Raw genomic sequence first — 21891 nt, 5'->3', positions numbered from 1 at the left:
CCTCCCGTTCAGGCTCTATTTATTTTTGCTAGCTTCTACTGCTTCTCCCCAATAATAGTCACTAATTACTTCCGCCAAGACGTCGACAGTTCTGTTAAGCTCCTCAAGGGTGTTATCTACTCCACCAATTTCAATTATTAGATTATGCTCGAACAAGTCTTGATTGTATATTCCATTTCCTTCTGTTTTCGATTTATCTAAGACCCCCCTTGAAAGCCCAGGATATTTCTTTTCAATCAAACTATTAAGTTTGCCTGCAAATTGAAGATTTTTCCCATAGTTCGGATGTGCTGTGCCAACCACAAAATATAATTTGGCGTATGATTTTCCATTTATTTCTTTTGTTGTGACATGTTTTCTTGCGGAATCACGATGAATATCAAACATTAGTTGCAGCTGTTTATTTTGTCCCATAGCTTCTGCAACACTTTCCCTTGACATTGCGTAAGATTGGTAATATTTCATACCTCGTTTCAAGAGCTTTTCCTGTGTATCTGACTCATCCACTAATGTTTTGATGCCTCTTTCTTCTAGTTTTTCGCCGAGTCTTTTTCCTAGCAATGTGACATTTTTTTCTTTATTACTAGGATCTTTTGAACCGGGGACTAATGGATAGAATGATTCCCATGTATGTGAATGATAAATATATGCAATATAATCATTTGTTAGTTCTCTCTTTTCATCATCAGGTTGGGTTTCAGTTTCATCTGGTTCTTCATGCATGCCAAAATCCTTTGGAGGAGGTGATTCAATAGGTAGGTTTGTAAAATCCGTTCCCTGGCCAGCAATCAGAATTTTGGGACTTGAGGCATATAATCCAGGGATTTCCGTAAATAAAAATGTTTTCATATCAGCCAAATTAATATTTGTTAAAATTTCTAATGCCACTTTTCCAAGAGATCTATCTGGATGGGATGGCAATATGGAATGAAGCGAGTGATTTTCCAACGATAAAATATAAAGAAATGAATCGGTACGGGATGATTCATTTCCTACGAAGGAAAATGAACTAATCTTTAAACTCGAAAAAGCTATTACGGAGATAATAAAAAACACAGCTATGACAGATAGAGAGGATCTTGCGGCAATTTTAATCATCGTCTTCATCCCTTTATAAGTTGTATCTACACTCCATTTATATGAAAAAAATAATAGACTATGAATGATTAATGAAAAAAATTGATAGAAGAAGAGAATCGCTACTACTAATTTAAGCACGAAAAAAAGCCTTATGGTTTAACCACAAGGCTTTTTGTTCATTATCAACCAGTATTCACTAATCCCGCTGCGACTCCATTAATCGTGAGCAGCACTTCTGTTACAAGATCATCAGAAGGATTTTCGGTTTCTCTTAACTTTTTAATTAAATCAACTTGTAAGAAATTCAAAGGATCTACGTAAGGATTTCTCCTATGGACTGATTCTTGAATATTTGGAGTATGCGCTAATAATTCTTCATTTCCAGAAATTTGTAAAAGAACTTTCCTTGTTCTGTAATATTCATCGGAAATATTTTGAAAAATTCGATTAGCCATTTCCGAATCTTCAACTAAGCTTAAGTATTCTTTAGCTGTAGCCATATCAGCTTTCATTAAAGCCATTTGTAAATTATTTACTGTTGATTTAAAGAATGGCCAATGCTTATACATTGTTTGCAACAATTCAAGATTTGATTCCTGTAAATTTAGGAAGGTTTCTAAACCTGTACCAGATGCATACCATGCTGGAATCATTTGCCTTGATTGTGTCCAAGCAAATACCCAAGGAATGGCACGTAAATCTTCAAATCGCTGACTATTCTTTCTACTCATTGGACGTGAACCAATATTTAGGGCTCCCAATTCTTTTAATGGGGTCGCCTGATTAAAGTAAGTTAAGAAATCTTTATCACCAAATACGAGGGATTGGTATTTTTCCAATGCATGCTTGGAAATTTCCTCCATCGCAATTTCCCATTCTTTTTTGCGCAAATAGGCATCTCCATTAGATGAGGCAACTTTCGAGCAAGCTTCCAATAGAGCTGATGCCGCCTGCTCTAAGTTACGATAAGCAATGTCTTCTAATAAATATCTAGAAGATAGCACCTCTCCTTGCTCGGTTATTTTTACTCCATCACCGAGTGTTTCAACAGGCTGAGAGAGAATACTTGTATTTAATGATCCGCCACCACGGCCAAGTGAACCGCCACGGCCATGGAAAAATTTCAGACGAATATTAAATTCTCTTGCCATATTATGGATTTCTTGTTGAGCCTTAAAAAGTTTCCAATTTGCTGTTAATGTTCCACCGTCTTTACTTCCATCGGAATAACCTAACATAATTTCTTGATGATTTCCACGTTTAGTTAAATGGTTACGATATACATCCATTTCAAACAATGTTTTCAATATATTTGGACCCGCAATTAAATCATCGATTGTTTCTAAAAGTGGAGCCACATGTAAATCACTTTCGACTCTACCATCCGAGAAGAGACGATAGATTCCAGCTTCTTTTGCAAGTACAAGAATTTCTAATAAATCACTAGCAGACTGAGTCATACTGATCAAGTAAACTTCAATAGAACGCTTGCCGAATTCAATATGTGCTTTTCTTATCATTTTAAAAACATTTAGTACGGCAATTGTTTCTTTTGAATAAGCTTCCTCAAGCAAAAGTAGTGGTCTTGGATCACTTAATACTTTCCTGAGTATATGCAATTTCTCTTCCTCAGGAAGCTGTGAATAGTTTTCAGTAATGTTGACAGCTTTTAGTAATTCATTTACGGCTGCTTCATGTTCACCGCTATGGTTCCTAATGTCCAATGTAGCTAAATGGAAGCCAAATAATTGGACTTGCCTTATTAACTTTCTAATCGTTTTAAGCTTTCTACTAGCTGGTTGATGTTTTTCAGCACTTTCCTTTATTTGATTCAAATCATCCAGTAATTCTTCGGAATTCTTATAACCTAGATCTGATTTTCCTATTTCATGAAGTCTTTTTAAAATGATTGCACATTTTCTTCGATAAAATTCGGACTCAATCGGCCATCTTTCATCCTCTGTTAAATAAATTGACTCATCTTTTTCAACAGATGAAATCAAATCATCGCTAACATGGATACGTTCTGTAGAATGACTAAATCTTTTCATCAATTCATTGACAGATTCATCGTATTTCTTTAATACAAGACTTCGTTGCATTTGCAATGTTTCCCAAGTAATTTCAGGAGTAACATTCGGATTTCCGTCCCGGTCTCCACCGATCCAAGAACCAAAATGGAGGAAATTCGGTACATCCCAATGATAGTCAGGAATATTCTCTTGTAACTGTAGCTCTAATTCTTGATGAACAGATGGCAGCGTATCAAATAATGTTTGATCAAAATAATAAAGGCCATTTCTTACTTCATCCAATACCTTTGGCTTTCTATGTCGTAGTTCATCTGTTTGCCATAAAGCAGTTACTTCATTGAATAAGCTATCCTCGTAGTTTCGACGCTCTTTTTTTGTAACCATCGGGTTATCTAGTTTTTGTAAAATCGTTGATATTCTTTTTTGAATTTCTAAAACTGTCCGCTTTGTAGCTTCAGTAGGATGTGCAGTGATGATTAGTTCTATTGATAAATCATTCAATACCTGTTGAAGGACTTCATTCGATAGATTTAACTCTTTTACTCTAGAAACTACATTTTCTAATGAAAAAGGTTGACCGCCTTCATCATGCAACTGATATTCTCTTCTTCGTCGAATTCTATGATTTTGTTCAGCAATATTAATCAAATGAAAGTATATAGAGAAAGCTCTAATAACTTGCTGACGTGTAGGTGGTTGAAGTTTACTTATCATATCCTTTAATTCGGAGTATGTCTTTTCGTCATATTGCTTACGCAAGCTTTTTGTTAATTCTCTAATATCTTCTACTTTATTAAAAAGTTCAATACCTCCATGATGAACTAATATTTCACCTAAGATATTGCCCAATTTTTTCACATCGCTCCGTAATCGAGCGTTATGATCAATCGTGTCGTTCATTTTATCTCCTCCTATTCCCAAAAAAAACAACAATACAGTTAATTTGTAAATACATTTTAATATAATTAAGGATTTAATAAAACCAAAGACAGTTTATCTCCCAAAGGGTATAAACTGTCCCTGTACGCTGGATTATGTACCACCTGAAAGTACATAATATTTTATCATAGGTATTTCATCATATCAAATGATTACTGTCGATATTTTTAGAAAATAGGCGAGTCGACTCTGACAATATATGTCAGAACCGCGCTCTCCTAATACATTCTCATATACTGTTCTCTCTCCCAAGGGTGGACTTGAGTTCTAAACATATCCCATTCTATTTCTTTTGCTTCTACGAAATTCTCAAAAATATGTTGTCCTAACCCCTCTTTGATTACTTCATCTTGTTTTAATTGTTCAAGAGCTTCAAGGAGATTTGAAGGAAGATCTAGAACTCCTTCTTCCATTCGTTCATTCTTATCCATACTATATATATTTCTATCTACTGAATGTGGAGGGGTCAATTGATCTTCAATTCCACTCAATCCAGCTTTTAATAGTACAGCCATTGCAAGGTAGGGGTTTGCCGTTGGGTCTACACTTCGCACTTCGATTCTAGTGCTTAATCCACGTGAAGAAGGGATTCTTACTAATGGGCTTCTATTTTGCGCGGACCAAGCTATATAACATGGTGCTTCATATCCCGGTACAAGTCTTTTATATGAATTGACTGTTGGATTTGTGATAGCTGTAAATCCTGGAGCATGTTTTAGTACTCCCGCCAAAAATTGATAAGCTGTTTCACTCATTTTTAGCTCACCATTTTCATCGAAAAACGCATTTTCTCCATTTTTAAATAAAGACATATTAAAATGCATCCCTGATCCCGCTACACCAAATAAAGGCTTTGGCATAAACGTTGCATGCAATCCATGCTTTCTAGCAATTGTTTTCACAACTAACTTAAATGTTTGTATTTGGTCACAGGCTTTTACTGCATCTGCATATTTAAAATCAATTTCATGCTGTCCAGGCGCCTCTTCATGATGGGATGCTTCAATTTCGAATCCCATTTCCTCTAATTCCAACACGATGTCACGGCGACAGTTTTCACCAAGATCAGTCGGAGCAAGATCAAAATAACCGCCATTATCATTCAGATCAAGCGTTGGGTCGCCATTTTCGTCTAACTTAAATAAAAAGAATTCCGGTTCAGGACCTAGATTAAAATTTGAAAACCCGAACTTTTCCATTTCCTTTAATACTCTTTTCAAATTACTGCGAGGATCTCCTGGGAATGGTTTTAAATCAGAACCATACACGTCACAAATCAATCGAGCTACTTTTCCACCTTTTTCTGCAATCCATGGAAAAATAACCCATGTATCTAAATCAGGATAAAGATACATATCTGATTCTTCAATTCTAACAAACCCTTCAATTGAAGAACCGTCAAACATCATTTTATTATCCAAGGCTTTTTCAAGCTGACTTATTGGAATTTCTACGTTTTTTACGGTACCTAAAATATCCGTAAATTGTAGCCTAATGAACTTTACATTTTGTTCTTCTGATAGCTGTAAAATACTTTCTTTTGTATACATTCCCATTTTCCCTAAGTCCTCCTGTTTTAATTGACGTTCATACACTATGAAAAAAGTTACTTTAAAATTTTACAAAAAAAATTAAAAAAAAGACAGCAATTTTTTTGCCGTCATTACTATATATTCCTTATTTAAGATTAATTAAACCTTTTTTTATCAATTGATCCAAGGCCATTGTAATGGCAATTTTTACATGTGCATACGTCAATCCACCTTGAACGTATGCTGTATAAGGAGGTCTAATAGGTCCATCAGCTGATAATTCGATACTTGCCCCTTGAATAAATGCCCCGGCAGCCATAATAACGTCATCTTGATATCCGGGCATATAACTCGGGTACGGTGTTACGTATGAGTCTACCGGAGATGCGAACTGTATGGCTTGACAAAACTCAATCATCATTTGCTCATTATCGAATTGAACTGACTGAATCAAATCCGTTCGCTTAGCATTCCATTTAGGATATGTAATTAATCCAACCCGCTCGAGTAAAGCTGATGTAAATACAGCACCTTTTAATGCTTGGCCGGTAATATGAGGAGCGAGGAAAAAACCTTGATACATTTCAAGTAAACTATATAAAGATGCTCCTGCTTCGGCTCCAATTCCAGGTGAAGTCATACGGTAAGAACAAGCCTCCACCCACTTTTTCTTACCGACAATGTAGCCGCCTGTCTTAACAATTCCTCCACCAGGATTTTTTATAAGTGAGCCTGCCATTAAATCCGCACCTACGTGGCAAGGTTCTAAATCCTCAACAAACTCCCCATAACAATTATCAACAAATACAATCACTTCTGGATTTATCTCTTTCACAAAACGAATCATATCTTTAATGTCTTCAATCGTGAAAGAGGGTCTCTCGGCGTACCCTTTTGACCGTTGAATCCCAATTACTTTAGTGTTAGGCTTCATCGCATTACTTACAGCAGGATAGTCAATTTCGCCCGTTTCAGTTAACTCTACACAGTTATATCCAATCCCAAATTCTTTTAGTGATCCATTATTTTCTCCTCGTAATCCAACAACTTCTTCTAATGTATCATACGGCTTACCTGTAATATATAGAAGTTCATCACCTGGACGCAATACTCCAAATAATGAAATGGATATTGCATGTGTCCCAGAAATAATTTGCGGTCTTACCAACCCGGCTTCCGCTCCAAATACGTCCGCATAAATTTTTTCTAATGCATCCCTACCAATATCTCCGTATCCATAACCAGTTGATGGAGTAAAATAAGTGTCACTTACTCGATGTTCTTGAAAACTTTTCAACACACGGTATTGATTTATTTCGATCATATTATCAATTTCCCGATGTATAGGGAAAATTTGATTTTCTATTTCATCAATAATAGATTGTAATTCGTTACTATAAAACCTTCCATCTTTCATGCTGAATACCCCTTTAACGCTCAAATAATTTTAAAGATCCCATCACTGGATGGTCTCTATGTACGTAGCCTTTACATTTATATGCTTGGTCTTCCTCTATGAAAATGAGTTCTCGTAAAATCGTATCATTTTTCAATACCGATAAAAGCCTTCCTTCATTAGAAGGAACGACTACCTGATAATAATGCATACTTAATACAGCCATATCTTCTATTCTTTTCTTTAACTGATTTCGATGATTTTCATCAAATGCACTCATAATAAAATGCTCACCAGAACTCGGTACAAAATCAACGTGTGTTTCATCCGCTTTATTATACACCGTGAGTTGGGGCAATTGATCCATTTCTAATTCTTTCAGTAATTTTTGAACTGTCTTTTCATGGTTTTTATAATCAGGGTTAGAACTGTCTACTACGTGAAGTAGTAAATCGGCGTCTTTGACCTCCTCCAAAGTCGACCTAAAGGCGGCAATTAAGGACGTAGGTAAATCTTGAATAAAGCCAACCGTATCTGTAATGATTGTAGAATATCCACTAGGTAGTACTAGTTTTCTTGTCAATGGATCAAGAGTCGCAAATAATTGATTTTCTTCGAGTGATTCCGCAGTTGAAAGCCGATTAAATAATGTTGACTTTCCCGCATTAGTATAACCGACAATGGCAATTTGGAACGCTTTGTTTCTTTTTCTTCTTTCCCTATAACGTTCCCTTTGTTCCACTACGAGCTGCAATTGTTTTTTTATTTCATTTATTCTTCTACGAATATGACGTCGATCAGTTTCAAGTTGAGTTTCTCCAGGACCTCTCGTTCCAATTCCTCCACCAAGTCTTGAAAGAGCTGTTCCTTGTCCAGCGAGTCGTGGCAATAAATACTGAAGTTGAGCAAATTCGACTTGTAATTTCCCTTCTTTGGAACGTGCTCGTTGTGCAAAAATATCTAATATAAGCTGCGTCCTATCCAATACCCTTGCATTTAAACTATTTTGTAAATTACGTAATTGACTAGGAGTCAATTCATCATTAAAAATAATGATATCTGGCTCAAGCTCAGACTCTAACAATTGAAGCTCTTCTAATTTCCCCTTTCCAATGTATGTTGCAGGATGCAATCTTTCTTGTTTTTGAGTAAGGGTTGCGACGGTTTGTCCCTTAGCAGTATCAACTAAAGAATCGAGTTCCGTCATTGAATATGTAAATCTGTCATCTTTTTCTTGAAGTTGGCAGCCGACTAGAATTGCTTTTTCCTTCATTTTTTCCTGCAAGAAAATCCCTACTTTCTTTCAAATGCCATAGCCCCATCATATCAAAAACAATTATGGAAAACGAATCAAATAATTGAAAGACTGTTCCTAATCGAGGAACAGCCAAATTCAAATCACATTGTTTCTGGAAAAATAAAATCTTCACTTATGAGAGATGATAAAACCGTTCGTTCCAAATTATGTTCATTTAAAAGCCGCATTGCTTGGGAACGTATTGCTTTTTCAATTATATTTCTTACATAACGTCCATTTGAAAAACTATCGCCTTTAATTCCTCTAACATATAAAAGATGATCTTTTAACTTAGTCTCGGCATCTTTATTAATTGTGTATTCTTTTTCGTTTAGCATTCTTTTTCCAATTTCCATTAATTCATTTACAGTATAATCAGGGAAATGAAAAACAAGTGGGAATCTTGATTGTAATCCAGGATTTAAACTTAGGAAATAATCCATTTCTCTAGAATACCCGGCTAGAATTAAAATAAATTCATTTTGTTTGTCTTCCATATGCTTAACTAATGTATCAATTGCTTCTTTTCCAAAATCCTTTTCTCCTCCGCGACCTAATGAGTATGCTTCATCAACAAATAGAATACCACCAGATGCTTTTTTGATTAAATCTCGTGTTTTTTGGGCTGTGTGGCCAATATATTCTCCTACAAGATCAGCCCGCTCTGCTTCAATCAAGTGTCCTTTGGGGAGAACATCCATCTTTTGGAATAACTTGCCGATTAAACGTGCTACAGTCGTCTTTCCGGTTCCAGGATTTCCTTTAAACATCATATGAAGGACTTGTTGACCAGCTTTTAAACCAGCTTCTTCTCTCTTTTTATTAATATATATCCATGCATAAACTTCTTTCATCATTTTTTTAATTTGTTCCATTCCTACAAGTGTATTCATTTCATTTTCGATTTCGTTTAAGACGGCATGTTCATGTGATAATGGTTTAGAAGATATTGGTTTATTTTGAACCTTTATTTTTTCTCTCTTGTTTACATTTAACATAATGCTGATTTGACCATTATTTTTCATACGAATTGGCTCATTCATCCCCATCACCTCACATTCAAAAACAGTATACGCCCAGAAATGAGATTGGTTCCATTTTTTATGTTTTGATGAACTATATTGCTTTAAAGTTGATGTCCGTTAAAGGCGTTAGCTTCTGTGGAGAGGTTCCTGTTCCTCCCTGCGGTTAAGGATACTGTGAAATCTCCGCTAAGCTCTTTTATCCGAAAAAGACTGGTACCTTATGCTCTAATCAACTTAGTTGTAAAATAATAAGTAAGTTTAACAAGGTCCATTACCAAAAAAGGAGCCAAACTATGCGTTCTACATTATATTCATAATAAGAATAGGAAATGAAACGAAAAAAACCGCCCTTTTCTATTTATGGAATAGAATAAGGACGGTTATTTTACAAGAAAGAAAAACATTTTATATTGTCTAATTTAGAACGGTCTAGCTTTAGCTCCCATCCACTCAAGGTCAATTACCTGCTACGAAAAGTAAAATAACAGTTTTTTCTAAGACCATTTAATGATAGGTGAGCGACCTTTACTTTTTAAAAAATAAAAACTATTCCTCAAAATTAATCTGAACGTTCCTTTGAGGAGAAAAAGTTGAAATAGCATGTTTAAACACAAGCTGTTGCTTACCTTCACTTTCAAACAAAACCGTAAAATTATCAAACCCTTTAACAGTTCCCCGTAATTGAAATCCATTCAAAAGGAAAACTGTGACAGGTACTGATTCCTTTCTTAGTTGATTCAGAAATTGATCTTGAATATTAATTGGTTGTTTCATATAATGGCCTCCTCTTTTTCTCTATACTTATGTATTCGATTTTATTTGCAGCTTTCCTGCAATAAAATCAATAATCTCACTTGTTTTTTTCAAGTGTTCCCTTTCTTCTGTCATATCAAACCATGTAACATCCATTTTATTTCTAAACCATGTAAACTGTCTTTTCGCGTAATTACGTGAATTCTTTTTTAATTCAATGATCGCTTCTTCCCAGGATACTTTTCCATCTAAATAATCGTAGATTTCTTTATAACCTATTGCTTTTACTGATTGAGATTCCCTTGAAATACCATTTTTATAAAAATGTTGGACCTCATTCAAAAGACCTTCTTCTATCATGATGTCTACTCTTTTGTTAATTCTTTCGTATAATTTCTCTCTTTCCATAGTCAGTCCAATAAGAGCGGTATTATACAAAATTGACTTCTTTTGTTCACTTTGTAATTGGGTCATTGTCTTTCCAGTCTGCTCAAAAATCTCTAAAGCTCTTATCACTCTTCTAACATTATTAGGATGAATTTTTTTAGCACTTTCTGGATCGATCGATTCAAGCTTTTTATGCAGCTCCAAGGGATTCTTATCGTATATATCTATCGGCGGGTGATCACTTTCACTATCAGAAAATTGATAGTCATATAAAACCGACTGGACATAGAGACCAGTACCTCCAACAATGATCGGTATAGCATGGCGATTAGTAATTTCGGTAATTTTTTCTCTTACTAGTTTTTGAAATTCAGCAACCGAAAAAGCTTCATGTGGTTCCTTAATATCAAGGAGATGATGGGGGATTCCCTCCATTTCCTCAGCGGTAATTTTTGCTGTCCCTATATCCATTCCTTTATACACTTGCATTGAATCTCCGCTAATAATCTCACCGTTAAAACGTTTAGCTGTTTCTATGCTTAATTTTGTCTTGCCTACTGCTGTAGGACCTACTATAACGATTATTTTCTGCATTTACTGTGCCAACCTCTTTATTAAGACTTATTAATTCGTTATAGCCCTATCTTACCAATTTCTATTCAAACTTGAAAGTTAGCAGTCATAATTGCTTGTTCTAGCTCTTCTTTATATTCTTCATATTGATTATCATCCCATTGATAAACTTCGGACATAATGTTTAAAACAGGCTGTTTCCATTTATTAACCTCATCGATATTAAAGTATAGCCAACCTGTTCGTCGAATGAAGAAATCTACTGGTTTTATCGCCATTTCATGATGAATCGCATACATTAGTCGTGCATAAATGATAGGTGGTAACGATTTTCCTTCTTCGATAAATGAATAAACGAAATCAATATTTGAACCATAAAAAGCTGCAAGCTGAGAGGACTCACCAGATGTAAGATTAAAGTTTTTGGCCCTTTCAATTTGGTTATTAATAAATATGTTTATGTTTTTTGAACTACCGATTTTCCCACCGGATATTGGCAAAGTTTTCGTTTTAGTCGGGCCATAATCCTTAAGGTTTATTTTACTTAATTTATTTGCAATAAAATTAACGGTAGTTTCAGCCATTTTTCTATAGCCAGTCAATTTTCCTCCCGCAATTGTTATTAATCCACTTTCTGAAACCCATATTTCATCTTTTCTAGAGATTTCGGAGGGGTTTTTTCCTTCTTCATATATGAGTGGCCTCAAACCTGCCCAACTTGATTCGATATCAGTTCTCAATATCTGTAATGTTGGAAAAATGTATTGTATACATTCCAATAAATATCCTATATCTTCTAATTGTGGTGTCGGGTTTTGAATATCCCCCTTATAAAAGGTATCTGTTGTCCCCACATATGTTTTACCATCACGTGGTATGGCAAAAATCATTCTTCCGTCAGGTGCATCAAAATAAACTGACTGCTTTAAGGGAAATTTTGATTGATCAAAAACTATATGAACTCCTTTAGAAAGCTGCAAGTGCTTACCTTCTTTAGATTGATCAAGTGAACGCAAATAATCAACCCATGGCCCTGTAGCATTGATTATAATGTCCGCATGAATAGTATATTCCTTACCCGTAATCAAATCCTTCACCATTGCTCCATTTACTTTCCCTTTTTCATCATAAAGAAGCTTTTCCACTTTGGCGTAATTCATCAAATTCGCACCATGCTCACCTGCAGATTTCATGACTTCTATAGTTAGACGCGCATCATCTGTACGATATTCTACGTAGTAACCACCACCTAGTAATCCATCTTTCTTTATTAGTGGTTCCTTTATTAACGTTTCTTCCTTGGATAAGATTTTCCTCCGTTCATCTTTTTTAACATTTGCTAAAAAATCATAAACTTTTAGCCCAATTGAGGTAGTAAATTTACCAAAAGTACCTTTTTCGTAAAAAGGAAGGAGCATCCATTCCGGAGTAGTGACATGCGGACCATTTTCATATACGATGGCCCTTTCTTTTCCAAGATCAGAAACTTCTTTTATCTCTAATTGTTTTAAATATCGTAAACCACCATGAACAAGTTTTGTGGAGCGACTAGATGTTCCTGCTGCAAAATCTTGCATTTCAACAAGTGCAGTTTTCATACCTCTAGTAACAGCGTCTAATGCGATCCCTGCACCTGTAATACCGCCACCGATTATTAATACCTCATATTGAGTATTCGATAATAAATCAAATTGAGTTTGTCTATTAAGTCCGGATAATTTATTCAAATTCTTCTTTCCTTTCAAAAGGATATGGATGAAAGAATCACTTAACGTTTAAAATGAGTAGCCGCCTGTACAGCCATTTTCCACCCATCGTATAAATCTTTTGAAGCTTCAACATCCATTTCAGGTTGAAAACGCCTATTCAATTCCCATTTTTTAGTGATTTCTTCTTTACTCTCCCAAAAGCCAACAGCCAATCCTGCTAAATATGCAGATCCTAGAGCTGTTGTTTCATTTATTTCTGGTCTTTCAACAGCTGTTCGTAATAGATCACTTTGGAATTGCATTAAAAAGTTATTCGCTACAGCACCGCCATCAACTCTTAGTGTCTTCAAATTTATTCCTGAATCCGCTTCCATAGCCATTAATACATCTTTCGTTTGATAGGCTAAGGATTCCAATGTAGCTCGAATAAAATGTTCTTTCGAAGTTCCACGTGTCAAACCAAAAACGGCACCTCGCACATCACTATCCCAATAAGGAGTCCCAAGACCAACAAATGCAGGAACAACATAAACTCCATCTGATGAATCAACTTTCAGAGCATATTGTTCACTTTCTTTTGCTTCCCTAATTAGTCTTAACCCATCTCGAAGCCACTGAATGGCAGATCCAGCAACAAAAATACTTCCTTCCAATGCATATTCGACCTTCCCGTCTAGCCCCCATGCTATTGTGGTCAATAATCCGTTCTCAGATCTAACAGGTTCCTCCCCCGTATTCATCAGCATAAAACAACCAGTACCATAAGTGTTTTTAGCCATTCCTTTTTCAAAACACGCCTGGCCAAACAGCGCTGATTGTTGGTCACCAGCAATGCCTGCTATTGGGATTTTTTGACCAAAAAAGTGAAAAGTTGCTGTATGAGCATATATTTCTGAAGATGGTCGGACGGAAGGAAGCATTATCTTAGGTATATTAAGTAACTCCAATATTTCTTTATCCCACTCAAGATTAAAAATATTATATAATAAGGTCCTGCTAGCATTTGAATAATCTGTCACATGAGCTGTGCCACCTGATAGCTTCCAAATAATCCAAGTATCTATCGTGCCGAATAAAAGTTTCCCGTTAAATGCTTTTTCTCTTGCACCATCAATGTGGTCAAGAATCCATTTTACTTTTGTTCCAGAAAAATATGGATCAATAAGCAACCCAGTTTTTTTTCTAAAAAAATCATCTAAGTTTTTTTCCTTCAAATCCTTGCAAATCTTTTCGGTTTGCCTAGACTGCCATACAATCGCACGATAAATTGGTTCTCCAGTATCTTTATCCCACACGACTGTGGTTTCACGCTGATTTGTTATCCCAATCCCAGATACTTGAGATGGTTTTACACCAGATTCTGTTAAACAAGTTGCAATGACGGACAAAACAGAACCCCAAATTTCATTTGCATCATGCTCAACCCATCCAGGCTGTGGGAAATATTGAGTGAATTCTTTTTGAGAAATATGCTTTATTTTCCCTTCATTCGTGAACAAAATGGCCCTCGTACTTGTCGTTCCTTGATCAAGGGACAGTATGTATTTTTCCACTAGGCAACCACTCCTAAAATTTCGATTAGAATAATATAAGTATAACAAAGTGAGGGAAAAATTGTTAAAATTATAATTTTGTTTACATAATATTATTATTGTATATATATATTACTGATGTTAATAATTAACAAAAAAAAAAAGACCATGATGGCCCTTTTCATTCATAAAGTAATATTCCAATACACACAAAAATCACAAGAAGAATCAATATAATATAAATCCATGAAAGAGATTTAAGATTGGTTTTGATTGATTTTGTTTCATATTCATGTGATCTCGCAAGTTCGTTCTCGATTGTGTCTCCTTCAGTTTCATATTCGTTCATTTTTGCACTTATCTCTTTCCCTACGAGCAATGTTCCTATAAGAGCAACAATACAAGTAAATACTGCTGCAATAATTAAAAACGTTGTCAATTCTTCTCCACCTTTTACATAATTCTCTTAAACATTTTTTCTATTTCATTTGTTGAAAAGTGAATAATAATTGGTCTTCCGTGTGGGCACGTAAATGGATCTTCAGTTCTGCGTAATTCATTTAATAATGCTTGGATTTCATCATTCCGCAAATATTGATTTGCTTTGATGGAAGCTTTACAGCTCATCATAATAGCTGCCTCTTCCATGATTTTTTTAATATCTATTTTTTTCATTGTAAGAAGTTGTTCAATCATTTCTTCAATAATTTCCGTTTCTTGCCCTTTGGGAAACCAGCTTGGATGCGATCTTATCATATAACTATTCATACCGAAATCTTCTAAGAAAATTCCAATTTGCTCTAAATCTTGCTTGTATTCTTCTATTTTAATAAACTCATCACGGGAAAATTCCAAATGTAGTGGGACAAGCATTTCCTGTACTTCTTTATCAACTTCTCCTACTTTTTCGCGATAATATTCATACTTAATTCTTTCTTGTGCTGCGTGCTGATCAATCATATAAAAACCTTGATCATTTTGTGCAAAAATATAAGTTCCATGCATTTGCCCAATGGGATACAAAGGAGGAATTCTCTTATTTTCCTTTGATGGAGGATTTTCTACTAAAGATTCCTCTGTTTCATGAACTTCTTCAATTTGAGGTTCATTTGCAATAAAACCTGGAGATATCTTCTTCTCGGCTGGTTCATATAGCTTTTTCATTTCCTCAGTAGGTAATAGAGCTTCTTTTTGTCTATATTGTTGCAAGCCGCTATTAGAAGGGTTTTTGAATGTACTATTTGTATTAACTTGACTGTTATCCAATTCTAATGCTGTTTGTTCAGATATAGTTACGGGTCTTTTGCTTGTAGGTAGATTACTAGACGGTATCAGTTCTCTCTTTTTAAATACGGATTTAATTGTTGCTGTAATCAGCTCATTTAACTCCGCTTCCTTACTTAAACGTACTTCCATTTTCGCAGGGTGGACATTGACATCGACAAGAATTGGATCCATATCTATTGACAATAATACGATTGGATAACGATTGATAGGTAATAGAGTATGGTATCCTTCCAAGACTGCCTTAATAAGAGAGTAATTTTTAATAAATCGTCCATTTATCATTGTAGACAAGTAATTCCGTGAAGCACGTGTCACCTCAGGAAGCGATATGAATCCAGATACTTTAAAATCAAGAGACTCTGCTTGAATTGGAATCATTTTCTTAGCTATTGATAATCCATAAATGGCCGCCAGTACTTGTCGTACGTCACCATTTCCATTAGTATGAAGCAAAAGTCTTTCATTATGTCGTAATCTGATTGATACTTCAGGATGGGCAAGCGCAATGCGATTCACTATATCAGATATATGGCCAATTTCAGTATGAATTGTTTTTAAATATTTCAAGCGGGCTGGAGTGTTGAAAAATAAATTCGTTACTGAAATATCTGTTCCTTTTCGGGATGGGGCTTTTTCATGTAGAATTAGCTTGCCACCTTCAAGAATCACTTTAGTTCCATCTTGCCCTGCTTTAGCTGACACCAATTGTAAATTTGAAACTGAAGCAATACTTGGGAGTGCTTCTCCTCTGAACCCTAGTGTTCTAATACGAAACAAATCATTTTCGTCTTTTATTTTACTAGTAGCATGTCTTCTAAAAGCTAGAAGAGCGTCCTCCTCCTGTATGCCGTTTCCATTATCTATAACTCTTATTTTGCTTAAGCCCGCTTCCTCAATATCTATTTCTATTACTGTACTCTTTGCATCTATAGAATTTTCGAGTAATTCCTTAACAACAGAGGCCGGGCGCTCCACTACTTCTCCCGCCGCGATTTTATTAGATAATGAATCATTTAATTCAATAATTTCGTGCATGGAACCCTGCCTCCTTTCGTATCTATTTCTTTAGTTTTTTTTGTATTTCATAAAGGCTATTCATCGCTTGCATCGGATTCATTTCCATAATGTTCAATTTCCGAAGCTCATCAAGAATATTACGTTCATGTTCTGTATATTTTGTTTGTACTGGTTCAGTAAATAATGCAAGTTGTTCGTTTACATGTTCACTTTTTTCTAGATTATTTTTGTTTCTTGCCTCTTCATTCTCTAATTCGTTTAATATTTCAGTAGCTCGATTAATTAATTCCTTAGGAAGATCCGCAAGTTCGGCAACATGGATACCATAACTCTTATCGGCAGGACCTGGTTTTACCTTATGAAGAAAAACTAATTTACCTTTCTGTTCTATTGCACTTACATGTATGTTTTTCAGTTGTGAAAGTATTTCTTCCAGAACAGTTAACTCATGATAGTGTGTAGAAAAAAGAGTTTTTGCACCTATTCTATCGTGAATATACTCAATGATTGCTTGTGCAAGTGCCATACCATCATAAGTTGAAGTACCACGACCAATCTCATCAAATAAAATCAAGCTATTTTTTGTCGCATTTGCAATCGCATTTTTAGCTTCAAGCATTTCTACCATAAAGGTACTTTGTCCCGAAATTAAATCATCGGCAGCGCCGATTCTCGTAAATACTTGATCAAATATAGGAATATTTGCTTTTTCAGCAGGGACAAAACAGCCAATTTGGGCCAAAATTGCTGTCAATGCAATTTGTCTCATAAATGTACTTTTTCCTGACATATTCGGACCCGTTATAAGCAACATTTCACGCTCAGAATCCATCATGCAATCATTTGGAACGTACTCCTGAGAACCCATTACTTTTTCAACTACAGGATGTCGGCCATTTAGTATATGAATTTGACGTTTATTATTGAAAATTGGTCTAACATAATGTCTTGCTTCGCTTACTGTTGCGAAACTTTGATATACATCTAGTTCACTAATGATTTTGGCTGATTGTTGAATTCTAGGAATATATGATTTTACTGTTTCACGAATTTCCATAAATAAAGAATACTCAAGATCAATACACTTTTCTTCCGCTTGGAGAATAAGGGCTTCTTTTTCTTTAAGTTCTGGAGTAATGTAACGTTCGGCATTTGTTAATGTTTGCTTTCGCTCATAACGTCCTTCTTCTAATAAATGTACATTAGCGCGAGTTACTTCAATGTAGTAGCCAAAAACTCGATTATAACCGACTTTTAGCGACTTGATTCCAGTTTTTTGCCTTTCTTCTTTCTCAAGCTCAGCAATCCATTGCTTGCCGTTTCGACTTGCATCCTTATATGTATCCAATTCATTATGGAAACCATCTTTAATGATTCCACCTTCTTTAATGGAAAGCGGAGGGTTGTCAATGATTGATTTTTCAAGAAGATGAGTTAATTCTTCACATGGATCCAAATGATCTGCTAAATTTATTGCTTCAATATGATTTAGTTGTTTTACTAATGTAACTATTGCCGGAATTTGGGTTAAGGATTTTTTTAATTGAATAAAGTCCCTTGCATTCGCATTCCCAAAAGCTACACGTCCAGAAAGTCTTTCAAGGTCGTATACTCCTTTTAATAGTTCACGAAGCTCTTGGCGTTCAAAATAATGTTGTAATGTTGTTTCAACTAGATCGAGTCTTCTTTCGATATTTGCTTCGTTTATCAATGGGCGATCGATCCATTGCTTTAACGTCCTTGCACCCATAGCTGTTACGGTTTCATCCAAAAGCCAAAGTAATGTTCCCTTACTGCCTTTTCCTCTTATCGATTCCGTTAGTTCAAGATTTCTCTTTGAATAATAATCAAGTTTCATATACTGATTTACTTCGTATTCAGAAAAAGGCTGGAGGTGATCCAAACTCCGCTTTTGCGTTTTCCGCAAATAATGAAGGAGGCGAGTTGCCGAAGTTTTTAAATTCTCATTTGATAGTTTAGTCAGTATATTATTAAATTCATGGTCGTTATTAATATTTTCCTCTATGGAAATAATCGCATTCATACGTTCACTTATCTTTTTCTTCAGGTCGCTGTCAAAATTTGAATCTACGACAACCTCTTTCGTTCCGATTGTTGATAATTCATTTAATAAAACTTCGTATGATCCTTCTAAAATAGTTGCTTTACTTTCACCTGTCGATAAATCATTATAGGCAATCCCGAAAGTTGCATCATTAAACATCGTAATAGATGAGATATAGTTATTTTCTTTTTCTTGTAACCCTTTTCCTTCCATTACAGTTCCAGGAGTAATAAGTTGGACAACTTCACGCCTGACAACACCTTTTGCTTGCTTAGGGTCTTCTGTTTGTTCGCAAATTGCCACTTTATAACCCTTTTGAATTAAAACCTCGATGTACCCTGCAGCCGCATGATACGGAACGCCGCACATCGGAATGCGTTCTTCCGTTCCGCCTTCTCTACTAGTTAACGTAATTTCAAGTTCTTGTGATGCATTTATAGCATCCTCAAAGAACATTTCATAAAAATCTCCTAGTCGAAAAAATAAAAAGGCATCTTGATAATTTGCCTTTACTTGCAAATATTGTTGAATCATTGGCGTATATTGAACCATTTGTACCTATTTCCTTTCCGTTCAAACCTCTATCTTGAATAGTATAACATAATCATAGATAACACTTCATTTTTTTATGGATAAATGTATTCCAGATTCAACACTTAAGCATTTACTTTTAGAGAAGCCGAGATTCAATCAAAAACGACAAAGTTCTAGATAATTGTAGTCTAGCAATATTCTCCATTCCAATGAAGAATCCTATTCATATTCCATGTTTATAAAGCTTTTTCTTAATAAAATAATGATAAAAATAAAAAAAGCTACCCCATTAAGGATAGCTCTCATACACGGGTTTTATTTTCCAAATTTCAGAAGCGTATTGTTGTATCGTTCGATCACTTGAGAATTTGCCGGAGTGAGCTATATTCGTTACACTCATTTGAAGCCATGTAAACTGATCACGATATGCTTGTTCTACAAAGTTATGGATTTCAATAAATGGATCGAAATCTTTTAACACGAAATATGGGTCATTATGTGAGAGAATATGATAGTAAATATCTTTAAATTCTATATCGTGTTTCCCAAATTCGCCGTGATGTAATTGATCTAATATTCGTTTCACTCTTTCATCCGTGTTATAAATATCAACTGCGTTATATCCACCATTCTGTTGATAATGAATAACCTCTTCAGCTGTTAATCCGAAAATAAATATGTTTTTATCTCCAACTAAATCTCTTATTTCAATATTTGCCCCATCTAAAGTTCCAACAGTTAATGCACCATTCATCATCATTTTCATGTTGCCAGTTCCTGATGCTTCCTTACTTGCAGTGGAAATTTGTTCACTTATATCTGCAGCCGGAATGATGTTTTCCGCAAGACTTACATTGTAATTTTCTAGAAAGATAACCTTTAATTTCCCACGAATATCTGGATCATGATTGACAATTGATGCTACCTTATTAATTAGCTTAATCACTTCTTTGGCTAAATGATAGCTTGGTGCAGCTTTTGCCCCAAAAATAAAAGTTCGTGGTATCATATCGAGATTTGGATTGTTTTTTATATCGTTGTATATCGAAATGATTCGAAAAATATTAAGGAGCTGTCGTTTATATTCATGGAGTCGTTTTATCTGTACATCAAAAATAGATTGGTGATCTACTAATATCCCTGTTCGTTGATGGACTAAATTTGCTAACTTTTGTTTATTTTTCTGTTTCACATCATAAAACTTCTCCAAAAAAGAACGGTCCTTCGAATATTTTATTAGACTGATCAATTGTTTAGGGCGACGGATCCATTCAGGGCCGATAATCTCAGTAATTAGATTCGATAATTCCGGGTTCACCTTTAACAACCATCTTCGGTGTGTAATTCCGTTCGTTTTATTATTAAAACGATCAGGATATAAAGTATAGAAATGCTTCATTTCTTTATTTTTCAAGATTTCAGTGTGTATTCTTGCTACTCCATTCACACTAAAACTTCCTACTATAGCTAATCTTGCCATGTGGACTTGGTTATCGGCAATAATGGCCATCTCTGGAATTCGTTCTCGAAGATTAGGATGTTCATACCAAATATTTATACAAAAACGTTCGTTAATCTCCTCAATTATCATATAAATACGGGGTAGTAGTTGATTCAGCATTTCCTTTGGCCATGTTTCTAACGCCTCGCTCAAAGTAGTGTGATTCGTATAGGCAATAACTTTCGTTGTGATATCCCACGCAATGTCCCAGCCATATCCTTCATCATCCATAAGAATTCTCATAAGTTCAGGTATGGCCATACTTGGATGAGTATCATTTATTTGAATGGCTACCTTTTCAGGCAAACATGTTAATGATGATGAATGATTTCTCTTGAACGTTTGAATAATGTGTTGAATGCTTGATGAAACGAGAAAATATTGTTGTTTTAATCTAAGCAGCTTTCCATCATGTGTGGAATCATCTGGGTATAAAAAACCAGAAATTTGTTCGATTGAGTGCTGATGATTAAGGTCTTGGTAACGAGTCACTTCTTTAGTAGAATTCATTTTTTCATTAAGAACTGGTTCAGCACTCCAAAGACGTAATGTGTTGATAATTTTGTTTTGATAACCAACAATAGGAATGTAGTAAGGTATAGCCATAACCTTATCCGTATTTTCGTATTTAAATTCGAGGTTGCCATCGTTCTTTTTAAACATATGAACAATTCCATTGAAATGAATGCAGAGGGATTCTTCCTCTTTTCGTGTTTCCCATGCATACCCATCATTCAACCAATAATCGGGAAGCTCAATTTGATTCCCATGGATAAAACGTTGCTCAAAAAGTCCGTATTGATATCTTATTCCATAACCATGCCCTGCATATTCTAGTGAGGCTAAAGAGTCCAAGAAGCAAGCCGCCAATCTTCCTAACCCTCCGTTGCCGAGACCAGGATCACGTTCTAACGCATATATTTGTTCGGGATCAAATCCAAGATTTTTAAGTGCAATATTAGTAATATCAAGTAAACCACAATTAAGTAGATTACTTTCAAGCAATCTACCAATTAAAAATTCCATTGACAAATAATAAATTTGTTTACATTCTATTTCTTTATATTTTTTATTCGTAGTATCCCAATTGTATTGGATTTCTTCAATAAGCAAAGACGCTAGAGCACCATAAATTTCCTTATTTGAGGCATCTTTTATGTCCTTCTGATTTTCCACAATAATTTTATGTTTAATTTTTTCCGTCAATTCATTAACAGTAAATTGAGGCAAG

General features: G+C 35.1%; 14 protein-coding genes. All 14 read right to left on the bottom strand.

Going from position 1 to position 21891, the window contains the following annotated elements; genetic code table 11:
* Positions 1 to 15: 15 nt before the first annotated feature.
* On the bottom strand, positions 16 to 1218 hold the full coding sequence (gene spoIIP / locus MT489_RS22295) for a stage II sporulation protein P (protein WP_244679959.1): 1203 nt from the start codon (positions 1216 to 1218) through the stop codon (positions 16 to 18).
* A 44-nt stretch (positions 1219 to 1262) separates the two neighbouring features.
* Complete coding sequence (ppc, locus tag MT489_RS02700; RefSeq protein ID WP_244679958.1) at positions 1263 to 4013, bottom strand: phosphoenolpyruvate carboxylase; 2751 nt, start codon at positions 4011 to 4013, stop codon at positions 1263 to 1265.
* Positions 4014 to 4270: 257 nt separating this feature from the next.
* Positions 4271 to 5608 (bottom strand): type I glutamate--ammonia ligase, encoded by a 1338-nt coding sequence (gene glnA / locus MT489_RS02695; RefSeq protein ID WP_244679957.1) that lies wholly within the window; start codon positions 5606 to 5608, stop codon positions 4271 to 4273.
* Positions 5609 to 5729: 121 nt separating this feature from the next.
* The gene (locus MT489_RS02690; RefSeq protein ID WP_244679956.1) at positions 5730 to 7001 is read right to left on the bottom strand and encodes a methionine gamma-lyase family protein; all 1272 of its coding nucleotides are present in this window, start codon (positions 6999 to 7001) and stop codon (positions 5730 to 5732) included.
* 13 nt (positions 7002 to 7014) lie between these two features.
* Positions 7015 to 8253 (bottom strand): GTPase HflX, encoded by a 1239-nt coding sequence (gene hflX, locus MT489_RS02685; protein ID WP_244680616.1) that lies wholly within the window; start codon positions 8251 to 8253, stop codon positions 7015 to 7017.
* A gap of 125 nt (positions 8254 to 8378) precedes the next feature.
* Complete coding sequence (spoVK, locus tag MT489_RS02680; protein ID WP_244679955.1) at positions 8379 to 9320, bottom strand: stage V sporulation protein K; 942 nt, start codon at positions 9318 to 9320, stop codon at positions 8379 to 8381.
* A 528-nt stretch (positions 9321 to 9848) separates the two neighbouring features.
* On the bottom strand, positions 9849 to 10076 hold the full coding sequence (gene hfq, locus MT489_RS02675; RefSeq protein ID WP_244679954.1) for an RNA chaperone Hfq: 228 nt from the start codon (positions 10074 to 10076) through the stop codon (positions 9849 to 9851).
* Between the two features lie 27 nt (positions 10077 to 10103).
* On the bottom strand, positions 10104 to 11036 hold the full coding sequence (gene miaA / locus MT489_RS02670; protein WP_244679953.1) for a tRNA (adenosine(37)-N6)-dimethylallyltransferase MiaA: 933 nt from the start codon (positions 11034 to 11036) through the stop codon (positions 10104 to 10106).
* A 65-nt stretch (positions 11037 to 11101) separates the two neighbouring features.
* Complete coding sequence (locus MT489_RS02665) at positions 11102 to 12742, bottom strand: glycerol-3-phosphate dehydrogenase/oxidase (protein ID WP_244679952.1); 1641 nt, start codon at positions 12740 to 12742, stop codon at positions 11102 to 11104.
* Between the two features lie 41 nt (positions 12743 to 12783).
* The gene (glpK, locus tag MT489_RS02660) at positions 12784 to 14277 is read right to left on the bottom strand and encodes a glycerol kinase GlpK (RefSeq protein WP_244679951.1); all 1494 of its coding nucleotides are present in this window, start codon (positions 14275 to 14277) and stop codon (positions 12784 to 12786) included.
* 160 nt (positions 14278 to 14437) lie between these two features.
* On the bottom strand, positions 14438 to 14695 hold the full coding sequence (locus MT489_RS02655) for a hypothetical protein (protein ID WP_244679950.1): 258 nt from the start codon (positions 14693 to 14695) through the stop codon (positions 14438 to 14440).
* Positions 14696 to 14709: 14 nt separating this feature from the next.
* Positions 14710 to 16578, bottom strand: a complete 1869-nt coding sequence (gene mutL, locus MT489_RS02650) for a DNA mismatch repair endonuclease MutL (protein WP_244679949.1) — start codon at positions 16576 to 16578, stop codon at positions 14710 to 14712.
* A 22-nt stretch (positions 16579 to 16600) separates the two neighbouring features.
* On the bottom strand, positions 16601 to 19177 hold the full coding sequence (gene mutS / locus MT489_RS02645) for a DNA mismatch repair protein MutS (RefSeq protein ID WP_244679948.1): 2577 nt from the start codon (positions 19175 to 19177) through the stop codon (positions 16601 to 16603).
* Positions 19178 to 19448: 271 nt separating this feature from the next.
* Positions 19449 to 21890, bottom strand: a complete 2442-nt coding sequence (locus tag MT489_RS02640; protein WP_244679947.1) for a glycogen/starch/alpha-glucan phosphorylase — start codon at positions 21888 to 21890, stop codon at positions 19449 to 19451.
* Between the last annotated feature and the right edge of the window lies 1 nt (position 21891).

Source organism: Lederbergia wuyishanensis (assembly GCF_022900255.1).
In the GTDB taxonomy this organism is placed as follows: domain Bacteria; phylum Bacillota; class Bacilli; order Bacillales; family Bacillaceae_C; genus Lederbergia; species Lederbergia wuyishanensis.
This window is presented reverse-complemented; position numbering and strand designations above follow the sequence as displayed.